This window comes from Roseovarius pacificus, from assembly GCF_900142665.1.
Classification (GTDB): domain Bacteria; phylum Pseudomonadota; class Alphaproteobacteria; order Rhodobacterales; family Rhodobacteraceae; genus Roseovarius; species Roseovarius pacificus.
On the sequence record NZ_FRBR01000001.1, the window covers coordinates 597823 to 618012 of the forward strand.

Sequence of the window (20190 nt, forward strand, 5' to 3'; positions counted from 1 at the left end):
GTGGGGGAAAGATCGCCCCAGGGGAAACGGTGCGCAATGACCGACGGGGAACAGTCCATTTTTCGGCAAAAAGCCGCAGCAGCCACCGACGCGCTGCGCAACGGCTGGACGGTGCTGGTCACGCGCGGGCCGAGCCAGTTCCAGTTCTGGCTGATCGCCCTGACCATCGGCGTGGGCGCAGGCTTTGCCGCGTTGTTTTTCCGCAAGGGCATCAACGCCTTGCAGGGCCTTCTTTACGGCACGGACGATCCCGGCAGCATACACAGCCTGGCCGAAACCCTGCCGTGGTACTGGATTCTCATGATCCCGATCATCGGCGGGCTGGTGGTGGGGCTGATCCTGCACCATTTCACCGACGACGCACGGGTGCGCACGGTCTCGGACGTGATCGAGGGCGCGGCGCTGAACGAAGGCCGCGTCGAAGGGCGCGCCGGTGTCGCTTCGATCTTTGCATCGCTCATCACGCTTGGCACCGGCGGATCGTCCGGACGCGAAGGGCCGGTCGTGCACATGGCCGGGGTGATCTCGAGCTGGGTCAGCGACCGGATCAATGCCGACGGAATTACCGGGCGCGATCTGCTGGGCTGTGCCGTGGCGGCGGCGGTGTCGGCCTCGTTCAACGCGCCGATCGCCGGGGCGCTGTTCGCGCTCGAGGTGGTGCTGCGCCACTTCGCCCTGCATGCCTTTGCCCCCATCGTGATCGCCAGCGTGGCGGGCACGGTCATCAACCGGCTGGAATTCGGCGACATCACCGAATTTGCGCTGCCCACCTCCAGCGCCCTGGAATTCTATGTCGAACTGCCCGCCTTTCTTCTTCTGGGGCTGATCTGCGGTGTGGTGGCCACCATCCTCATGCACTCCATGCTCTTTGCCGAAGACATGGCCAGCTATATGCAGAAACGCGCCCGCCTGCCGCGCTGGCTGCGCCCGATGGTGGCCGGGGCGTTGCTGGGCGCGCTTGCCATCGGCTTTCCCCATATCATCGGTGTCGGGTATGAAACGACATCGCTGGCGCTGACCGGGCAGATGCTGCTGCACGAGGCAATCGTCTTTGCCATGGTCAAGGTGCTGGCCGTGTCGATCACCATCGGCGGGCGCATGGGGGGCGGCGTGTTTTCGCCCTCGCTCATGGTCGGTGCGCTGACAGGGTTGTCTTTCGGCCTGATCGCGACCGGGCTGTTCCCCGACGTCTCGGGATCGTCCACGCTCTATGCGCTCGCGGGGATGGGGGCGGTCGCCGCCGCCGTTCTGGGGGCGCCGATTTCCACCACGCTGATCGTGTTCGAACTGACCGGCGACTGGCAGACCGGTCTTGCCGTGATGGTCGCCGTGTCGATCTCCACCGCGCTTGGCGGGCGGCTGGTGCGGCGGTCGTTCTTCCTGACCCAGCTGGAGCGGCGCGGCACGCGGCTGGCAGCCGGGCCACAGGCCTATCTGCTGGCGATGTTCCGGGTCGAACGGCTGATGCGCGGCCCCGATCACGAACGCGCAGCCAGGGACGAGCAACTATGGGAGCTGATCGAGGACGGCATCTATATCGACAGCAACGCCACACTCGAGGCGGCAATGCCGATTTTCGACCGCTCGGCCATTCCCTTCATCCCCGTGGTCACGCTCAGGGGCGGGGATCAGCCACCCGAGTTGAAAGGCGCGTTGTTCCATGTCGATGCCCTCAAGGCCTATAACCGGGCGCTGGCCGCTGTCTCGGCGGAAGAGCACAGCTGACCCACGGCTGAAACGCTCCGCCGGGCGGCAGTGACAAGATTTTAACAGATTGCGGGCGTATTCGTTCCACTTCACTATGAGACAACGCGCCGAACGGGGCGTATGTGGGTAGTAACGACAGGTCATAAAATGGCGTTTTTTGATATTGTTCAGCCGGGTTCCAAAACGGCTGCTCCGGACGAGCGGTTGCTGCAAAATCTGAAAGACTACACATCGATGAGTTTGACGCTGCTCTGGCAGCGTCAGGCGATCTACCTTGCGGCAACCCTGCTGACCGCATTCTATTTCGATCCGATCAATGCCGCGCTTTTCTATGTGACGATCCTGTTCTGCGAAGTTCAGGACATCATGCTGGCCCGGCGCGTGGCGGCGCTTCTGCCTCGTCAGACCGATGCCATCTATTCCAGCCTCATCTGGATTCTCCTGAACACGATGCTGAGCGCGGCGGCCATCTGCCTGTTCGCGATCTCGGTCGCCTTCGAACAGGAAAGCGGCGGGCATTTCACGCCATTGTTCTTCCTGTTCGCCGCGGCGCTTTTTGCGGCGATGAACAACCACCAGCTGGTCATGGCGCTTACGATACGGCTGGCGATGTACGGCCTGTCGTTCTTCATCATCGTTCTGCGCGATCTGTGGCTGCACCGTCCCGATCTGGATTCCGAACTGTGGCTGCACTTCTTCACGGTCGTGTTCGTCATGTATTTCCTGATCGACTGTTCCATCGTTTTCCTGAAACTCTACCAGAAAAACCTCAAACAACTCGAAGCGCTCCGCGAGGAACACGAGCGCACCAAGGCCGCCTATATCGTTAAGTCGCAGTTCATCTCGACCGTCAGCCACGAATTGCGCACCCCGCTGACCTCGATCAAGGGGTCGCTCGACCTGCTGAATTCGGGAACGATGGGTCCGGTGCCCGACTCCATGCAGAAACTCGTCGAAATCGCCGGCAAGAACGCCCTGCGCCTGTCCCATCTGATCGACGATGTTCTGGATCTACAGAAAATCGAAGCGGGCGAAATGAACTACAAGATCACGATGGTCGACGTAAACGCCCTGCTGGACGAGGCCGTGAGCGGCAATTCGGGCTATGGCAACACCTACGGCGTGACCATCACCGAAGACTGCCCCCCGGACGAAACCATGAGAATCAGGGCCGACGAATCGCGTCTGATGCAGGTTCTGAACAACATGATTTCCAACGCCGTGAAATTCTCGCCCGAAGGAAGCGAAGTGACGGTCGGCTGCAAGCGTTTCAGCGACACCGTCAGAATCTATGTCTCGGATCAGGGCAGCGGGATACCCGAAGGCGTCAAGCACAAGGTCTTCGACCGGTTCAGTCAGTTGGATTCCTCGGACCAGCGGCGCGCGGCGGGCAGCGGCCTGGGCATGAGCATTTCAAAAGAAATCGTCGAACAGCTGGGCGGCACGATCGACTATGTCAGCGAACTGGGGCACGGAACGACCTTCTACTGCGATTTCCCCGCCTGCGGCGATTCCGACGAACAATGGCTCAAGGGCACCTTCGGCAGCCTGTGATCCCCGGCGCGCGGTTTCGTTCGCAGCCGGGCCTTTGGAATATGCCCCGAAAGCGGCCCCTACCCCGCCATCAGCGCCTGTGCGGCGGCGCGGGCCTCTTCGGTGATCCGGTCGCCCGACAGCATGCGCGCGATTTCATCCACCCGTTCGGACGTCGGTAGCGGCGTGACGGTGGACAGGGTCTGCTCCCCGGTCACCTTCTTCTCGACACGCCAGTGATGCGCCCCGCGCGCCGCCACCTGGGGCGAATGGGTCACCACCAGAACCTGCCCGTCTTCGGCCAGTTGCGCCAGACGTCGGCCCACGGCATCCGCCGTAGCGCCCCCGACCCCGCGGTCGATCTCGTCAAAGATCATCGTCAGCCCGCTATCGGTGCCGGTCAGGCAGACCTTGAGCGCCAGCAGGAACCGGCTGAGTTCCCCGCCCGAAGCGATCTTGTTCAGCGGTCCCGAGGGCGCGCCGGGGTTGGTGGCCACGGTGAATGTCACCGTATCGCGCCCCTCCGGCCCCGGATCGGACGGCTCGACCTGCGTGCTGAACACCGCGCGCTCCATCCTGAGCGGCGCCAGTTCCTCGCTGACGGCCCGGTCAAGTTCGCCTGCCGCCTCGCTCCGCGCCGCGCTCAGCGCCCCGGCAGCGGCGTCATAGGCCGCCTGCGCCGCCGATAACGCCGCCTCCAGCGCCTTCAGGTCCGCATCCCCCTGATCGAGCGCCGCCAGCTTTCCGCGCAGTTCGGTCGCAAACTCCCCCAGGTCGTCCGCCGCGACCCCATGCTTGCGGGCCATGGCGCGGATGGCGAACAGGCGTTCCTCGGCCTCTTCCAGATCCAGCGGGTTGAAACTCAGCCCCTCAAGGCATCGCGCCACCCCCTGCGCGGCGTCATCCAGTTCGACCATCGCCCGGCCAAGCGCGGCAATGGCATCGTCAAGCTGCCCCTCGGCCCGGTCCGCCACCCCTTCCAGCCAGCGCAGCGCATCGCCTGCGGACCCTTCGGCCCCCTCCTGCCCAAGCGCAGCCTGCGCGCGGGCGATATCCTCGCGGATACGCTCGGCCTGCTGCATCAGCCGGCGGCGGGTATCCAGCGCCTCCTCCTCGCCCGGCTGCGGGTCCAGCGCATCGAGTTCCGACACCGCGTGGCGCAGGAATTCCTCTTCGGCGCGCACCTCGTCCAGCGCCGCCGTGGCGGTTTCCAACGCCTTGCGGGCCTCGGCCACACCGCGCCATGTGCTGCGGGCCTTGGTTTTCAACGGCTCGAGCCGCCCATAGGCATCCAACAACGCGCGATGCCCTTTCGGGTCCAGCAAACCGCGATCGTCATGTTGCCCGTGCAACTCGACCAGTGTTTCCGACAGCCGCCGCAGCACCTCGCCGGAACAGCGCCGGTCATTCACCCAGGCGGTCTTGCGCCCGTCGCGGGAATTGACCCGCCGCAGGATCAGCTCATCCCCCGCCGGAAGGCCCGCCTCTTGCAGCACATCGCGCGCCGGGTGCCCCTCGGGCAGGTCGAATTCGGCCATCACCTCGCCCTGATCGGCCCCCTGGCGCACCAGTTCCGCCCGCCCGCGCCAGCCCAGAACGAACCCCAGTGAATCGAGCAGGATCGACTTGCCCGCCCCGGTTTCCCCGGTCAGCACGTTCAGTCCGGGCTGAAACGCCAGCTCCAGATGGTCGATGATCAGAATGTCCCGGATATCAAGCGCGCGCAGCATCGGATGCATCCCGGCAGCGGGGCTGGCCCCGCCGCCCCTTTACAACCAACGGCCCTGGATCATCTGGCGATAGATCTGGCGCAACCAGCTATCGCCCGCCGCCTCCAGCGTCAGCCCCTGACCGGTCAACAGCTTGTAGCTGTCTTCGTACCATTTGGTGCCGCGGAAGTTATGACCCAGAATCGCACCGGCGGTGCGCGCCTCGTTCGTCAGCCCCAGAGACAGGTAGGATTCGACCAGACGGTGCAATGCCTCGGGCGTATGCGTCGTGGTCTGGAAATCCTCGACCACCACGCGGAACCGGTTGATCGCGGCGGTGAAATTATCCCGGCGCAGGTAATACCGCCCGATTTCCATTTCCTTCGACGCCAGATGGTCGAACGCCAGGTCGAACTTGAGAATCGCCGAGCGCGCATATTCGCTGTCGGGGTAATGCTCGATCACCTGCCGCAGCGATTGCAGCGCCTGGAAGGTCAGGCCCTGATCCCGCCCGACCTCGTCGATCTGATCGTAATAGCTGAGTGCCAGAAGATACTGCGCATAGGCCGCATCCTCGTCGGTCGGATAGAAGTCGATGAATCGCTGCGCGGCGGAACGGCTGTTCTCGTAATCCTTGTCCTGATGATAGGAATAGGCCTGCATGATCAGCGCCCGCTTGGCCCATTCCGAATAAGGGTACAGGCGTTCCACTTCGCCAAAGACATCGGCGGCCATACCGGGATTGCGGCGGGCAAGATCGTATTCGGCTCGTTCGAAAATCTGCTGGGCGCTGTAGTTTTCGAAATCGACGTCGCCGCGCTCGACCCGGCCATTGTCACTACAGGCTGCAAGGCCAAGGCCCACGACGATTGCACCGACCAGCTTTGCGCGGGACTTGCCGATAGTCATGCTCGAACTCACCTATCTTGCGTATCTGCGGGGAAAATCCCCAGCTTCCGGAACGGTCCTAGCACATAAATTTCCGGTGCAAAACGCCTTTGGCGCTTTTCTTGTGCTGTTCAGGCGACCTCGGGAATCTCATCCCAGTGGACATCGGCGCCGGGGAGGCGTGCCGTCGTGGCCGCGTCGCATTCGACAATCTCATAACAATCGGGCTGCGAGAACACCGCATGCAACAAATCGTTGGTCAGCGCATGGCCCGCACGAACACCGTGGTAATGCCCGAGGATCGGCAGCCCGGCCAGTCCCAGATCGCCCACAGCGTCCAGCATCTTATGGCGCACCGCCTCGTCCGCGTGGCGCAGGCCACCGGGGCTGAGCACCTTTTCGCCATCCACGACCACCGCGTTTTCCAGCGTGCCGCCAAGCGCCAGACCGTTGGCGCGCATGGCATCCACATCCGCCTTGCGGCAGAATGTGCGGCTGGTGCTGAGTTCACGCACGAAACTGCCATTCGACATGTTCAGGGTCTTTTTCTGGGTGCCGATCGCGGCATCCTCGAACTCGATGGCGAATTCGACCAGCAGCGTGTCATGCGGCGTCAGCCGGGCACTGGCCGCGCCGCGGATCACTTCGACCGGGCGCAGGATACGCAGCGCCTGCAAGGGGGCCGCCATCCGGCGCACACCACGCGACAGGATGCCCCGCACGAACATCGCCGAACTGCCGTCGAGAATCGGAACCTCGGGGCCGTCGATCTCGATCACGGCGTTGTGGATGCCACAGCCGACGAGGGCGGCCATGATATGCTCGACCGTCGAAACACTCATCCCGTGTTCGTTTTCCAGCAGCGTGCACAGCGGCGACTGGTTCACATGGCTCCACAGCGCCGGAATATCAGCCTGCGCGGGGTCGGCATCGGTACGGCGAAACACGATCCCCTGCCCGGCGGGCGCGGGCAGGATCGTTGCGCAGGCCGGTTGCCCGGAATGCAACCCGACCCCTTTGAACGCGACTGATGACTGAACCGTCGTCTGCAAGATACCCTCGATTACGCAAAACAAGGCGCTTTAATGGTTACCGAGGGTTTAATTCTGCTGCGCCACAGCCTCAACTCAATCTTTGCAACGGCTTGAAACATCCCCGTTCAGACACCGGCGGATTTTCGCCAACAGCGCATCTTCACCCGCTACCCCATTGTTTCACAAAGAAAAAGGCCGCCCAAAAGGCGGCCTTTTCCTGCTAATCGCGAAGCCGTTCAGTTGGCCTGTCGGCGCAAAAATGCCGGAATTTCGATCTGTTCGTCTTCCGCCTCTTCAGGGGCCGGAGCCGCCTGCCGGGGCTGATGCGCCTGCATGGTGGGTTGCTGACGCGCCGGGCGCGGGGCCTCGGACTCGGCACCGTGGCCGGTCATGCGGTTGATCAGCGAGTTGATCCCGAAACGCGGACGCTGCTCGGCTGCCGGAGCCTCTTCCCGGAAGGTCTCGCGCTGCACCGGCTGCGGGCGATGCTGCTGCGACGGCGTGTTGGTCACCGCGCTGTGCAGACGGGCCAGCGCCTCGGGCGACGGCGTGCCGGGGGCCGGGGCGCGGGGCGCGACAAAGCTGTCACGCTCCTCTTCTTCCTCGGCACGATGTGCGCTCGGATCGAACGCATCCGGGCGCGGCTGATAGGCCGGCGGCGGCAGATCGTCGGTCAGTTCCTCTGCTTCGGGCTCGAAGATATCTTCCATCTGGTCCTGCGCCGCGGCGCGCTGCGCATCCAGACCGTCCGTTCCGAACAGGCCCGGTTCGTTTTCGCTGCGTGCGGCGACCGGCGTCACCTCTTCGGCCAGGTCTTCCACCGGCATTTCGGCGGCGGGTTTCAGCGGCTCCGCCAGCGACCGGCGCGGCACCGGAATATCCGTATCGACCGCCGTGGCATCGATGCCCGTGGCCACGACGCTGACGCGCATCGCGCCTTCCATCGCCGTGTCCAGCGTGCTGCCCACGATGATGTTGGCATCGGGGTCCACCTCTTCGCGGATGCGGTTGGCGGCCTCGTCCAGTTCGAACAGGGTCAGGTCGTGCCCGCCGGTGATGTTGATCAGCACGCCGCGCGCGCCTTTCAGGCTGATCTCGTCCAGCAGCGGGTTGGCGATGGCCTTTTCGGCGGCCTGGATCGCGCGATCTTCGCCGCTGTCCTCGCCGGTGCCCATCATGGCCTTGCCCATCTCGTCCATCACGGCGCGCACGTCCGCGAAATCGAGGTTGATCAGACCGGGGCGCACCATCAGGTCGGTCACGCCCTTCACACCCTGATACAGAACGTCGTCTGCCATCGAGAACGCCTCGGTAAAGGTCGTCTTCTCGTTCGCCAGGCGGAACAGGTTCTGGTTGGGAATGATGATCAGCGTATCGACCATCTTCTGAAGCGCCTCGACCCCTTCTTCGGCCTGACGCATGCGCTTGGCGCCCTCGAACTGGAACGGCTTGGTCACGACGCCGACGGTCAGCACACCCAGCTCACGCGCCGCATGCGCGATGATCGGAGCGGCGCCGGTGCCGGTGCCCCCGCCCATCCCGGCGGTGATAAAGCACATATGCGCCCCCGCCAGGTGATCGACGATCTGCTCGATATTCTCTTCGGCGGCGGCGGCCCCGACCGAAGCCTTGGCGCCCGCGCCCAGCCCTTCGGTAACCTTCACCCCCAGTTGAACCCGGTGTTCCGCCCGGCTTTGCTGCAGCGCCTGCGCATCCGTGTTGGCCACCACGAAATCAACACCGTCGAGCTGTTTCTCGATCATGTTGTTGACTGCGTTGCCACCCGCGCCGCCCACACCGAAAACGGTGATCCGGGGCTTCAGCTCGTGGTCCTGACCGGGCATCGTGAGGTTCAATGTCATTGCTCTATCCGCCTGCTGTTACGCCTGTCGTTACAGGCCGTTTTTCCGCCTAAACTGACTTATTCTTACTGATCGTTAACCCATACGTCACCCAAAAAACACCTTTTTACCACAAAATATGGCCTTTTTTTGATCTCGATTCGCGGGATTTTGCCGATAAGGGCATATTTTGGGGTCTGGATTGACTTCAGACATAGCAGACATCCTTACCAATTGTCCCGAAACCACTTGACCGCACGCTTCAAAGAGCGCGCCGGATAGCGGTCCTGGGGGATCTCGAAATCCCACCATTCGTCCTGTGGATTCGCCGCGAACAGGCACATTCCGACGGCGCTGGAGAAGCCGGCGCCGGTGGCCGCCTGCGGCAGGCCATGCACCCGCAGCGGCCGCCCCAGACGCACCTGGTGGCCCAGGATCTTGCTGGCCAGCCCGTCAAGGCCGGGGATCTGGCTGCCGCCCCCGGTCAGCACGATCTGCTGACTCGGCAGGTGATCGAACCCGGCGGCATCCAGCCGCGCGCGCACCTCTTCCAGTATCTCCTCGACCCGCGGGCGCATGATGCCGATCAGTTCGGCGCGGCTGACCGTGCGCCGGTCATGTTCCCAGTCGCCGGTCTCGCCGCCGATCTCGATCATCTCGCGGTCGTCCATGCCGGTGGCCACGACCCCGCCATAGAATGTCTTGATCCGCTCGGCGGTGGCCTTGGGCACCTGAAGGCCCATGGAAATGTCGCTGGTCACGTGATCGCCGCCCATGCGCACGCTGTCGGCATAGATCATGTGCTTCTTGATAAAGACGGACACGCCCGCCGTACCGCCGCCAAGGTCGATACAGGCGGCGCCCAGTTCCTGCTCGTCCTCGACCAGTGCGGAAATCCCACTGACATAGGCCGAACTGGCCAGCCCGGCCAGTTCCAGATCGCAGCGTTTGATGCAATAGGCCAGGTTCTGGATCGCGGCGCCCCCGACGGTCAGCATATGCATGTCGGTCGACAGGGTCTGTCCCATCTGCCCGCGCGGATCGGCCAGCCCGCTGCGATGATCCAGCGCGAAATTCACCGGCTGGGCATGCAGCACCTCGCGCCCCTCGCCGTAATCGGGCACATCGCAGGAGCTCAGCACCCGGCTGATATCCTGTTCACTGACCGTATGGCCCTCAAGCTCGACCTGTCCCGCCAACCCGTAAGAGCGCGGCTCGGCCCCCGAAAAGCAGGCGATGACGTGATCGACCCGGATATTGGCCATTTTCTGCGCCGCCTGCACGGCGGTGCGGATCGCGCGCTCGGTCTCGGCCATGGCGCTGACCTCGCCAAAGCGCACCCCGCGCGACCGCGTCGTCGCCGCGCCGATCACGCGGAATCCCGCCTGCCCCGCCATCGCGCCGATTCCATCGGCTTCGGACAGGCGCTCGGTCCCATCGAAGCGCAGGACCAGACAGGCGATCTTGGATGTGCCCACATCCAGAACCGCGACCACGCCGCGCTGCATCGCGGCCTTGCGCATGTTGCGCATCGCTCGTTGGGATTCGTAGAGCTCGATCATTTTCTTATTCTGCCCCTACTGTCATTCTTGTTACCTGCCACCATTCTTCGACGGCGTTTTCGCTCATTCTCAGGGTCGGGCGCGCGGCCAGCCGCATGTCCACCACAACAACATCGCGCGCCAGCGTCTCCTGCACCTCGTCCAGCACGATCACCCGCTCCAGCGCGCGCACGGGGTTGGCCTCGGGCAACAGGATGCGCTGGCCGCGATCCAGCACCACGTCCCACCGCCGCTCGCCCATACGCACCAAACCGCGCACCCGCTCCCTGAGCGGTGCGGCGGCGCGCAGGATTTCCAATGCCTCGGGCACGGCGCGATCGGCCCCCTCGCCCACGATCAGCGGCAGGTCGGCACGCGCCGCGCGGCTGTCCAGATCGTCCACGACGACGCCTTCGGCATCGACCGCGCCCAGCCCGTCACGGGTCCGCCATACCGCCACCGGCTCGCGCTCGCGCACCTCGGCCACCAGAACACCCCCCTGCCGGATGCGCAGGCTGGCCTCGGCCACGGCGGGCAGGCCCTGCACCATCTGCTGAACATGCCCCAGATCCAGATCGAAGGAACTGGCCGGCAGGTCGTAAGGGAAAATCTCGCGAATATCTTCCTCGACACCGGTGCTGGCGCCTTGGACGGCCAGCAGCGACACCATGAATTCCGGGCGCGTGGCCAGTTGCTCGCGCATGTCGGCCACACTCAGCAGGATCGCCTCACGCCGCGCATTGTCGGCCAGATACCATGTGCCGACGGCAAAGGTCAGGCAGAACGGAATGCCCACCCGCAGGGCCAGACGGAACAGCGGCGTCAGCATCAGCCGCTGGAACCTGTAGGACCAGCGCGAGGGGGCCGGATCGGGGCGCGTCACCTGTTGCACGATGCGTCCTCCACCAGCCAGTGGCACAGTTCGGGGAACGAAATCCCCACCGCCTGCGCCTGTTCCGGGCTCAGCGAGGTGGGCGTCATCCCCGGCTGCGTGTTGGTTTCCAGCAGGATCAGCCCGTCCAGCCCGCGCGCCTCGTCCCAGCGGAAATCGGTGCGGCTCAGGCCACGGCAACCCAGCACCTCATGCGCGCGCACCGCGTAATCGAGGCAGGCCTGGAAAATCTCGTCCGGCAGGTCGGCGGGCACCACATGGCGCGATCCGCCCTCCTTGTACTTGGCGTCGTAATCGTACCAGCCTTCGGTCAGGATATCGGTCACGGTCAGCGCCCGGTCGCCCATCACGCTGGCGGTCAGTTCACGCCCCGGCACAAAGGCCTCGACCATCACCTGTTCGGGCATGTCATCGGACAGCGCAGGCGGCGCATTCGCCGCCTCATGCACCAGATACACCCCCACCGACGAACCCTCGTTGTTGGGCTTCACGACATAGGGCGGCGCGATGACATGGCGCGTGCGCACCTCATCCCGCGGGGCCAGAACGCTTTCGACCACCGGCAGCCCGGCGGCGCGGTAGGCATCCTTGGATTTCTGCTTGTCCATCGCCAGCGCCGAGGCCAGCACGCCGGAATGCGTATACGGAATCCGCATCCATTCCAGCAGCCCCTGCACGCAGCCATCCTCGCCCCAGCGGCCATGCAACGCGTTGAACACGACATCGGGCGCGGCATCCGTCAGACGCGCGGCCAGATCACGGCCCGCATCCACCTCGATCACCTCGTAACCGGCTTCCCGCAATGCGGCGGCGCACTCACGTCCTGTGGAAAGCGACACTTCGCGCTCGGCCGAAGGTCCGCCCATGATCACCGCCACAATCGGGGATTTTCTGCTCGAAAGTCCCAATTTGTGCCTCAAAGTACCGGACCGTTTTCCGGCCCTGTTTAATTCTGTCGCCTGCCTTGGCGTCACGGGGCCGGTTCGCCGACCCTCATGATTTCCCAATGTAACTCTATTCCACTGTTTTGGAAAACCCTTTTTCGCACCTCTTCGCCCAGGGCTTCCAGATCCTGCGCCGTGGCACCGCCGGTGTTGATCAGGAAGTTCGAATGCTTCTCGCTCATCTGCGCGCCTCCGATGCGCGCGCCGCGCATCCCGGCATCGTCGATCACCTTCCACGCTTTCAGGTCATGCACGTCATCCGCGCGCCCCGTGCTGGAAAACCCCGCAGGGTTGCGAAAGGTGCTGCCGGCGGTGCGCTCCCTGCTGGGCTGGGTGGCGTCGCGCCTGGCCAGTTGCTCGGCCATGCGCGCCTCCAGCGCCCCGGCCTCGCCCCTTGGCGGGGCAAACACCGCCTCGACGATCACCCATCCCTCGGGCAGGTCGGTCTGACGGTAGCGGAAATTCAGATCACCCGCCGTCAGCGTCACCACCTCGCCGGCGCGCGTCACCGCCGTGGCCTCGACGAAATGATCGGCCGTATAGATGCCATAGCACCCGGCATTCATCCGCACCGCGCCGCCGATCGCGCCGGGGATGGTGCGCAAAAAGGTCAGGTCCAGCCCCGCCGCCGCCGCCTTGCGCGCCACATGCGCATCCAGCGCCGCCGCGCCCGCGCGCACCCGGTCGCCCTCGATTTCGATATAGTTGAACCCCCGCCCCATGCGGATCACCACGGCGCGCAGCCCCCCGTCGCGCACGATCAGGTTGCTGCCCACCCCCATCGGGAAAACCGGCACCTCCGGCGGCAAATCGCGCAGGAACGCGGCCAGATCCTCCACATCGGCGGGCTGGAACAGCCAGTCCGCAGGCCCGCCCACGCGCAACCATGTCAGATCCGACAAAACCCGGTGTTCCGTCAGCTTGCCGCGCGTTTCAGGCATCCGCATCCTTGTTCCCCACATTCCGGCGCATCCAGCGCCCCAGATAGATGACCGGCCAGCGCAACAGGCTCATTCCGCCCAGCAACACCGCCAGCCCGATCCATGGGCCGTTCTGATAGGTGACATAGCCCAGAATGGGAACCCCCACGGCGATCAGCGCATAGGCGCGGCGCCAGTGATTGTCATGGCTGGGGATCATCGCCAGGACATTGGCGGCAATGGCCCAGAGAAAGGCCAGGATCAGCGACAGGCTCATGATCCCACTCCGAAACTGACGGCCAGCGCCCCCATGGCCGCCAGCAGGCCCACCACGGGCACCGCCATCGGCACCCGGAACGCCGCCTCGGGCTCTGCCCGCTTCATGGCGATGAGCGCCGCATTGACCAGCACGAAGACCGACAACAGAATGGCCGAGGTCACCTCGGCCAGATCGGCCACCGGCAACAGAACCGCCATGGCGATCACCGCCGCGCCGATCAGGGCCGTGGCCAGAACCGGCGTGCCGAACCGGGGATGCGCATGATGAAACACCGCCAGCGAAGGGTGCCGCCGCCCCACGCCGAACATCACCCGGCTGGCCATGACGATCTGCGCCAGGATACCGTTCATCGCCGCGGCCACGGCGATCAGCGACAGGAACCCGGCGCTCCCGCCCCGTGCGCTCGACCAGACCAGCGCCAGCGGCTGCTCGGACGCGCCAAGCTGCTCCAGCGGCACCGCACGCACGGCGGCCCAGCTGACCAGCGCATACAGCAGGCTGGTGATCACCAGCGACATCAGGATCGCACGCGGCAGGGTGCGCAGCGGATCGCGCACCTCTTCGGCCATGTTCACGATATCCTCGAACCCGATAAAGGCGAAAAACGCCAGCACCGCCGCCGAGGCCACGCCGGGCCAGACAATCGCGGCGGGCGCGGCGTAATCCGCCGTCGGCTCGGCCCCTGCCCCGGCCCAGACCACCAGCGCCAGCCCCAGAACCTCGACCGCCGTGAACAGGGCCGCGACGGTCAGGCTTTCCAGCACCCCGGCAATCGCAACCCCGACCAGCACCAGCCCCATGACAATCGCCGTCGCGGCAAAAGGCAGATCGACCACGCTCAGCAGATAGCCGGTGCCGCCCCGCAGCACCGCCGCCGCCGAAACCGTCCCGGCGGCCACGATGGCCAGCCCCACCAGCATGCCCAGCCACGCGCGCCCCAAACCTTTTTCGACGAAAACCGCCTCGCCCGCCGCTTCCGGCAGGCGGGTGGAAAACTCGGCATAGCTCAATGCCGTGGGGGCCGCGATCAGCCCCGCGATGACAAAGGACAACGGCGCCCAGACGCCCGCCTCAGCGGCCACCGCGCCGACCAGCACGTAAATTCCGGCCCCGACCATGACGCCCACGCCATAGGCGGTCAGCAGGCCCAGCCCGATCCGGCGCTTGAGGTGTTCGCTCATCTCACGCCCTTCCCGTTTATCGTAAACCGGGGGTTCGTTGCCCCCGGTCCCCCCGGTGATCGTTACATGCGCTTCAGGCGCTCCGGCAGCCCGTTGGCCCATGTGCTGATCGTGCCCGCCCCAAGGCACACGACCATGTCGCCGGGCCGTGTCTGTTCACGCACCAGCCGTTCCAGATCGTCCTCGTCCCGGATGGCGCGGGCATGGCGGTGGCCATGCCGGATCAGCCCCGCCACCAGATCGTCGCGTGTCGCGCCCTCTATCGGGTCTTCGCCCGCGGCATAGACTTCGGCAATCGCCACGACATCGGCCTCGTTGAAACAGGCGCAGAAATCGTCGAAATGATTGTGCAGGCGGCTGTAACGGTGCGGCTGATGCACCGCGATCACCCGCCCCTCGCAAGCCTGCCGCGCGGCCTTGAGAACGGCGGCGATTTCCGTCGGGTGGTGGCCATAATCGTCGATGATGGTCACGCCGTTCACCTCGCCCACGCGGGTAAAGCGGCGGTTCACCCCGCCGAACGCGGCCAGCGCCTGCCGGATTTCCACATCCTTCATGCCCAGATGACGCGCCACCGCCACGGCGCTCAGCGCGTTGCTGACATTGTGATCGCCGGGCATCGGCAATGTGCAGCCCTCGATGGTCTTGTCCTCGTTCTGCAAGCGGATATCGAAATGCGCCACGCCCTTTTCATAGCGCAGGTTCACCGCCCGGATATCGGCCTGCGCGTTGAACCCGTAGGTCACCACGCGCCGGTCGGTCAGCTTGCCCACCAGCGCCTGCACATCGGTATCGTCGGTACAGCATACCGCCAGCCCGTAGAACGGGATATTGCTGACGAACTCGTAGAACCCGCGATGCAGGTTCTCCTCGGTGCCCCAATGCTCCATATGCTCGGGGTCGATATTGGTCACGATGGCGATGGTCGCGGGCAGGCGGTTGAAGGTGCCGTCGCTTTCGTCGGCCTCCACCACCATCCATTCGCCCTCGCCGACGCGGGCATTGCTGCCATAGGCGTGGATGATCCCGCCATTGATCACCGTGGGGTCGAAATTCCCGTGATCCAGCAGCGCGGCCACCATCGTCGTGGTGGTCGTCTTGCCATGGGTTCCGGCCACGGCCACATTGGATTTCAGCCGCATCAGCTCGGCCAGCATCTCGGCCCGGCGCACCACGGGCAGGCCCCGGCGGCGCGCCTCGTCCAGTTCCGGGTTGCCCGGCTTGATCGCCGACGAGATCACGACCACCTCGGCCCCCTCGAGATTCTCCGCCGCCTGCCCCTCGAACACGGTCGCCCCCATGCCTTCCAGCCGCTTTGTGATCGCCGAGCGTTTCAGGTCGCTGCCCTGCACCACATACCCGTGATTGAGCAGAACCTCGGCAATGCCCGACATGCCGATGCCCCCGATCCCCACGAAATGAATGGGGCCCACATCTCCGGGCAGTTTGGTCGCGGCATTCATCACAGGCTCTCCTTCACGCGCGAAATCCCTCATTGCTCGTCCCCCCTGCCGGCACCCGCCGCCAGCGCCTCGACCATGTCGGCCAGATGCTGCGGCGCGTCGGGCAGCGCCACGCTCAACGCGGCCTGCGCCATCTGAAGGGCCCCTTCGGGAGTCGTCAGAACGCTGGCTATCTGCTCCGAAAGCGTCTCGACCGCAAGTTTCGATTCCGGAATCACGATCGCCGCCCCGGCCTGCGACAGCCCCTTCGCATTGGCGCTCTGATGATCCGCCGCCGCCGCCGCATAGGGAATCAGGATCGAGGGCCGCCCGATCACGCTGATATCGGCCACGCTGCTGGCCCCGGCCCGGCTGATCACCAGCTGCGCCTCGCTCATCCGGCGCGGCACATCGCGGAAAAACCCGGCCACATCGGCGTCGATCCCGTGTTCGGTGTAAAACGCGGCGACCCGCTCGCCATCCTCGTCCCGCGCCTGGTGGCTGACCCGGATGTTGCGGCGCAGCTCCTCGGGCAGGGCCGCAATCGCGCCGGGCACCACGTCGCTCAGGATACGCGCGCCCTGGCTGCCGCCGATCACCAGAATCGACATCGGGTAATCCCCCGGCGGGATATAGGCCGCCCCCGCCCGTTCCAGCACCGCGGCACGCACCGGGTTGCCCACATGCACCCCCTCGACGCCCTCGGGCAGCGCGGTCGGCCATGTGCCACAGGCCACACGGTCCACCTTTTTCGAGAATATCTGATTCACCCGGCCCAATACGCCGTTCTGCTCATGCACCATGCGCGGCAGGCGCAACAGCCACGCCGCCCCAAGCGCCGGGATCGTCGGATACCCGCCAAACCCCACCACCACGGCGGGCCGCTCGCGCAGCATCCGAACCGTCGCGCCCAATACACCGCCCAGAATATGGAACGGCGCCAGCAGCCTGTTGACAACGCCACCCCGCGCAAAGGTCGCGCTGGACACCTGCTCGATCTCCACCGAATGCGGAAAGCCCCCCACATAGCGCGCCCCGCGCGCATCGGTGCTCAGCCGCACATGCCAGCCCCGGCGCAGCATCACCTCGGCCAGCGCCTGGGCGGGAAACATATGCCCGCCCGTGCCGCCCGCGGCGATCACCAGCAAAGGCGCCTTGCCGTTCATCGGCCCCTCCCGCGCAGGATATCCCCGATCTCGCCCTGCGGACGGGTGCGGGTAAAGGCGAACAGCATGCCCACGGCGATGCCTCCGGCAATCAGGGAGGACCCGCCATAGCTGACGAAGGGCAGCGTCATGCCCTTGGCCGGCAGCAGGCGCACGGCCACCCCCATGTTGATCATCGCCTGCACACCGAACATTGCCACCATCCCGGTCCCGGCCAGACGGATGAACGGATCGCGCTCGCGCATCAGGCGCATCAGCGAGCGCACGACGACAATGGCGTAAAGCGCGATGATGACCAGCACCAGAATCAGCCCGTATTCCTCGGCCGCCACGGCGATGATGAAATCGGTATGCGCATCCGGCAGGCTCCACTTGACCTCGCCCTCACCGACGCCGACGCCGAAAAACCCGCCCTCGCGGATCGCGTTGGTGGCAAAACCGAGCTGCGTGTTGGGGTCGACATCGGGGCTCAGGAACCCGTCGATCCGGCGCGCGAAATGCTCGGAGCCGGAATAGGCGAAACTGCCCGCCAGCACCACGCAGACCGCCATGCCGATCAGCAGCAACAGCGGCGCACCGGCCACGAAATACATCACGCCCCAGCCGAACAGCACCAGACAGGCCTGCCCGAAATCGGGCTGCATCGCCAGAAAGACCACGATCACCAGCGTCAGCAAGAACGACCAGCTCCGCCCCGGCGGGCCGTTGATCTCCTGACTGGCCGCCATCATCCAGGCCGCGACCACGACGAAACCGGGCTTGAGGAATTCCGACGGCTGCACACTGGCAAAGCCCAGCGAATACCACCGCACCGCGCCCTTGCCGAAATCGGTGCCGAAAAACGGCAGCAGCATCAGCGCCACGAAGGCCCCGAGAAACCCCAGAACGGCCAGCCGCCGCACCAGTCGCGGGTTCATCATCGAAGTCAGCATCATCGCGCTCAGCGCCAGCGCGCCGAACACCGCCTGCCGCTCCACGTAATGGAACGGGGCAAAGCCGTTCTTTTCCGCCAGCGGCGGCGATGCCGCCAGCCCCAGCAAGATCCCGATCCCGAACAGGATCAGGACACAGGACATCGACCATTTGTCGATCGTCCGCCACCACTTGGGAAGAACAGGCTCCGACTCCCGCACAGGGATCGTGCCATAGACCATTTCTGTCATCTGAACCGCCGACTACTGCCTCATGTCCCGCCCCTTTTCGGGGTCTGTTCGCATAGTTTAGCAGCAGAACGGCCCCGTGGGAAGCGTTCTTGACACCATGCGCGGCGCACCACGCATGGACCGGAGGCAAACGCACCCGCCGCCCCATTGCGTATGTTCACCGCCAGAAAGACCCGACGCACCCCCTTCTTCTTGCCCGAAATATCCCCGCCGGAGGCATCCGGCACCGGCCACCGGGCGCAGGGCCGCGAAACCGATTGACCCCACCCGCCCCATGCGCCACATCCTGCGCCCATGCAGGTCAACACACTGATCCTCGGCGCCGGGGCCGCCGGTATGATGTGCGCCGCCCATGCGGGCGCGGGCACCCTGATCGTCGATCACGCCAGGGCGCCGGGCGAGAAAATCCGCATCTCGGGCGGCGGGCGCTGCAATTTCACCAACATGCATGCCGGGCCGGAAAACTTCCTGTCGGGCAATCCGCATTTCTGCAAATCCGCGCTGTCACGCTATACCCAGTGGGATTTCATCGACCTCGTGGCGCGCCATGGCATCGCCTATCACGAAAAGACCCTCGGGCAGTTGTTCTGCGACGGCAAGTCCGGGCAGATCATCGCCCTTCTGCGCGCGGAAATGGCCCGCGCCGGGGCCGATCTGTGGCTACAGACCACGCTGGCCGAGCTGACCCATGACGGCAGCCGCTTCATCGCCACGCTCGACCGCGAGGGCCGGCGCACAACCGTCACCGCGCGCCATCTCGTGGTGGCCACCGGGGGCAAGTCGATTCCCAAGATGGGCGCGACGGGGCTGGCCTATGACATCGCCGCGCAATTCGGGCATGGCCTGCGCGAAACGCGCCCGGCGCTGGTGCCGCTCACCTTTTCCGATCAGCGCTTTGCCGGTCTCTCGGGCGTGTCCGCCCCGGCGCGGGTGTCCAATGCGCGCGCCGCGTTCGACGAATCCGTCCTGTTCACCCATCGCGGCCTGTCCGGCCCCGCGATCCTGCAAATCTCCTCCTACTGGCGCGAGGGCGAGGATATTCTGATCGACCTCGACCCCGGCGGTCACCTGTTTGAAACCCTGCGCGCACAACGTCAGCAGGAGGGGCGGCGCAAGCTGACCACCGAACTGGCCCGCCACCTGCCCGCGCGTCTTGTCGAGCATCTTGCCCCGGACCTGTTACCAAACGGTAACCTCGCCGATCAGTCCGACGCCGCGCTGGCCGAAATGGTCCGAAACCTGCGCGAATGGCGTCTCAGGCCCACCGGCTCCGAAGGCTACCGCACCGCCGAGGTCACCCTGGGCGGCATCGACACGGCGGGCCTGAAGTCCCGCTCCATGATGTCGCAAACCCTGCCCAACCTGTTCTTCATCGGCGAGGCCGTGGACGTGACCGGCTGGCTCGGGGGCTACAATTTCCAGTGGGCCTGGTCCTCGGGCTGGGCGGCGGGGCACGCCATTGCCGCAGGCCCGATCCCCTGATCAGCGCCCGATACAGTAGGCCGCGCCGCCATAAAGGACCGGCGCGTATCGCGGGCATGTCCCGCGCAGCGCCTTGCGCGGTTTCTTCCCTGCCGGGATACGCGCACGGCCCAGCTTTTCATCGGCACAGGCATTGATCCACCGGGCATCCTCCTTGCTGACGCCACCGCGCGGCAGAATGCGCAGAACGGAATTTCCGGCCAGCGGATATTCCTGCCAGACCGCCTGAAAAACCGCCCGGCCACCCCGGCCCAACTCATGCTTGCAATCCAGAATGGCGGCGCGCTGGTCGTTCGCGGAATAGTACCCGTCACGATCCGCACCGAGCGCCGCAGCGGGTGATGTCATCGGAAAAAGCGCCAACAGGGTGGCGCCGAATGTTGCGCTGAAATATCTCATCAAAGGTGTTTCCCGTCTCTTAATATCTCCCTCTGATTGATGCCGGTTTTGACGTCCAGGGTCAACGT

General features: G+C 65.1%; 17 protein-coding genes. 3 read left to right on the plus strand and 14 right to left on the minus strand.

What is annotated here, in order from left to right; translation table 11 throughout:
• Positions 1 to 36: 36 nt before the first annotated feature.
• A complete protein-coding gene (locus BUB53_RS02875; RefSeq protein WP_073032480.1) occupies positions 37 to 1725 on the plus strand; it encodes a chloride channel protein in 1689 nt (562 codons plus the stop codon).
• 216 nt (positions 1726 to 1941) lie between these two features.
• Positions 1942 to 3261 (plus strand): sensor histidine kinase, encoded by a 1320-nt coding sequence (locus BUB53_RS02880; RefSeq protein WP_229709451.1) that lies wholly within the window; start codon positions 1942 to 1944, stop codon positions 3259 to 3261.
• 59 nt (positions 3262 to 3320) lie between these two features.
• On the opposite strand, the gene recN is transcribed toward BUB53_RS02880, so the two are convergent.
• The 13 genes from recN to ftsW all read right to left on the minus strand — a co-directional run bounded on the left by recN (position 3321) and on the right by ftsW (position 18241).
• Positions 3321 to 4970, minus strand: a complete 1650-nt coding sequence (recN, locus tag BUB53_RS02885; RefSeq protein ID WP_073033690.1) for a DNA repair protein RecN — start codon at positions 4968 to 4970, stop codon at positions 3321 to 3323.
• 39 nt (positions 4971 to 5009) lie between these two features.
• The gene (locus BUB53_RS02890) at positions 5010 to 5858 is read right to left on the minus strand and encodes an outer membrane protein assembly factor BamD (protein WP_073032484.1); all 849 of its coding nucleotides are present in this window, start codon (positions 5856 to 5858) and stop codon (positions 5010 to 5012) included.
• Positions 5859 to 5968: 110 nt separating this feature from the next.
• Positions 5969 to 6889 (minus strand): UDP-3-O-acyl-N-acetylglucosamine deacetylase, encoded by a 921-nt coding sequence (gene lpxC / locus BUB53_RS02895; protein ID WP_073033691.1) that lies wholly within the window; start codon positions 6887 to 6889, stop codon positions 5969 to 5971.
• Between the two features lie 218 nt (positions 6890 to 7107).
• A complete protein-coding gene (gene ftsZ, locus BUB53_RS02900; RefSeq protein WP_073032486.1) occupies positions 7108 to 8733 on the minus strand; it encodes a cell division protein FtsZ in 1626 nt (541 codons plus the stop codon).
• A 206-nt stretch (positions 8734 to 8939) separates the two neighbouring features.
• The gene (gene ftsA / locus BUB53_RS02905) at positions 8940 to 10274 is read right to left on the minus strand and encodes a cell division protein FtsA (RefSeq protein ID WP_073032488.1); all 1335 of its coding nucleotides are present in this window, start codon (positions 10272 to 10274) and stop codon (positions 8940 to 8942) included.
• 4 nt (positions 10275 to 10278) lie between these two features.
• A complete protein-coding gene (locus BUB53_RS02910; protein ID WP_229709450.1) occupies positions 10279 to 11145 on the minus strand; it encodes a cell division protein FtsQ/DivIB in 867 nt (288 codons plus the stop codon).
• Positions 11133 to 12011 carry a D-alanine--D-alanine ligase gene (locus BUB53_RS02915; protein ID WP_229709449.1) on the minus strand — a complete coding sequence of 293 codons (879 nt, stop codon included), beginning with the start codon at positions 12009 to 12011 and terminating at the stop codon, positions 11133 to 11135. Before BUB53_RS02915 ends, BUB53_RS02910 begins: the two co-directional genes overlap by 13 nt.
• 104 nt (positions 12012 to 12115) lie before the next feature.
• Positions 12116 to 13036 (minus strand): UDP-N-acetylmuramate dehydrogenase, encoded by a 921-nt coding sequence (murB, locus tag BUB53_RS02920; RefSeq protein ID WP_073032496.1) that lies wholly within the window; start codon positions 13034 to 13036, stop codon positions 12116 to 12118.
• On the minus strand, positions 13023 to 13286 hold the full coding sequence (locus BUB53_RS02925) for a DUF2484 family protein (protein WP_073032498.1): 264 nt from the start codon (positions 13284 to 13286) through the stop codon (positions 13023 to 13025). The genes murB and BUB53_RS02925 overlap by 14 nt, the downstream gene beginning before the upstream one ends.
• On the minus strand, positions 13283 to 14470 hold the full coding sequence (locus BUB53_RS02930) for an APC family permease (protein WP_073032501.1): 1188 nt from the start codon (positions 14468 to 14470) through the stop codon (positions 13283 to 13285). The genes BUB53_RS02925 and BUB53_RS02930 overlap by 4 nt, the downstream gene beginning before the upstream one ends.
• A 62-nt stretch (positions 14471 to 14532) precedes the next feature.
• Positions 14533 to 15933 (minus strand): UDP-N-acetylmuramate--L-alanine ligase, encoded by a 1401-nt coding sequence (murC, locus tag BUB53_RS02935; RefSeq protein WP_073032503.1) that lies wholly within the window; start codon positions 15931 to 15933, stop codon positions 14533 to 14535.
• Between the two features lie 29 nt (positions 15934 to 15962).
• Positions 15963 to 17078 (minus strand): UDP-N-acetylglucosamine--N-acetylmuramyl-(pentapeptide) pyrophosphoryl-undecaprenol N-acetylglucosamine transferase, encoded by a 1116-nt coding sequence (locus tag BUB53_RS02940; protein WP_073032505.1) that lies wholly within the window; start codon positions 17076 to 17078, stop codon positions 15963 to 15965.
• Positions 17075 to 18241, minus strand: coding sequence for a putative lipid II flippase FtsW (gene ftsW / locus BUB53_RS02945; RefSeq protein ID WP_073032508.1), 1167 nt, complete (start codon positions 18239 to 18241; stop codon positions 17075 to 17077). Before ftsW ends, BUB53_RS02940 begins: the two co-directional genes overlap by 4 nt.
• A gap of 294 nt (positions 18242 to 18535) precedes the next feature.
• Between ftsW and BUB53_RS02950 the strand changes: the two genes are divergently transcribed.
• The gene (locus BUB53_RS02950; RefSeq protein ID WP_073032510.1) at positions 18536 to 19723 is read left to right on the plus strand and encodes a BaiN/RdsA family NAD(P)/FAD-dependent oxidoreductase; all 1188 of its coding nucleotides are present in this window, start codon (positions 18536 to 18538) and stop codon (positions 19721 to 19723) included.
• Here the strand turns inward: BUB53_RS02950 and BUB53_RS02955 are convergent, their stop codons facing one another.
• Positions 19724 to 20122 carry a hypothetical protein gene (locus BUB53_RS02955; RefSeq protein ID WP_073032513.1) on the minus strand — a complete coding sequence of 133 codons (399 nt, stop codon included), beginning with the start codon at positions 20120 to 20122 and terminating at the stop codon, positions 19724 to 19726.
• Between the last annotated feature and the right edge of the window lie 68 nt (positions 20123 to 20190).

Excerpts from the sequence above, each read along its gene's own strand:
- recN (WP_073033690.1), bottom strand. The coding sequence starts at position 4,970 with ATGCTGCGCGCGCTTGATATCCGGGACATTCTGATCATCGACCATCTG.
- BUB53_RS02915 (WP_229709449.1), bottom strand. The coding sequence starts at position 12,011 with ATGGGCGGACCTTCGGCCGAGCGCGAAGTGTCGCTTTCCACAGGACGT.
- ftsZ (WP_073032486.1), bottom strand. The coding sequence starts at position 8,733 with ATGACATTGAACCTCACGATGCCCGGTCAGGACCACGAGCTGAAGCCC.
- BUB53_RS02940 (WP_073032505.1), bottom strand. The coding sequence starts at position 17,078 with ATGAACGGCAAGGCGCCTTTGCTGGTGATCGCCGCGGGCGGCACGGGC.
- ftsA (WP_073032488.1), bottom strand. The coding sequence starts at position 10,274 with ATGATCGAGCTCTACGAATCCCAACGAGCGATGCGCAACATGCGCAAG.
- BUB53_RS02880 (WP_229709451.1), top strand. The coding sequence starts at position 1,942 with ATGAGTTTGACGCTGCTCTGGCAGCGTCAGGCGATCTACCTTGCGGCA.
- murC (WP_073032503.1), bottom strand. The coding sequence starts at position 15,933 with ATGAATGCCGCGACCAAACTGCCCGGAGATGTGGGCCCCATTCATTTC.
- BUB53_RS02925 (WP_073032498.1), bottom strand. The coding sequence starts at position 13,286 with ATGAGCCTGTCGCTGATCCTGGCCTTTCTCTGGGCCATTGCCGCCAAT.
- BUB53_RS02955 (WP_073032513.1), bottom strand. The coding sequence starts at position 20,122 with ATGAGATATTTCAGCGCAACATTCGGCGCCACCCTGTTGGCGCTTTTT.
- BUB53_RS02890 (WP_073032484.1), bottom strand. The coding sequence starts at position 5,858 with ATGACTATCGGCAAGTCCCGCGCAAAGCTGGTCGGTGCAATCGTCGTG.
- ftsW (WP_073032508.1), bottom strand. The coding sequence starts at position 18,241 with ATGACAGAAATGGTCTATGGCACGATCCCTGTGCGGGAGTCGGAGCCT.
- BUB53_RS02930 (WP_073032501.1), bottom strand. The coding sequence starts at position 14,470 with ATGAGCGAACACCTCAAGCGCCGGATCGGGCTGGGCCTGCTGACCGCC.
- BUB53_RS02950 (WP_073032510.1), top strand. The coding sequence starts at position 18,536 with ATGCAGGTCAACACACTGATCCTCGGCGCCGGGGCCGCCGGTATGATG.
- BUB53_RS02875 (WP_073032480.1), top strand. The coding sequence starts at position 37 with ATGACCGACGGGGAACAGTCCATTTTTCGGCAAAAAGCCGCAGCAGCC.
- murB (WP_073032496.1), bottom strand. The coding sequence starts at position 13,036 with ATGCGGATGCCTGAAACGCGCGGCAAGCTGACGGAACACCGGGTTTTG.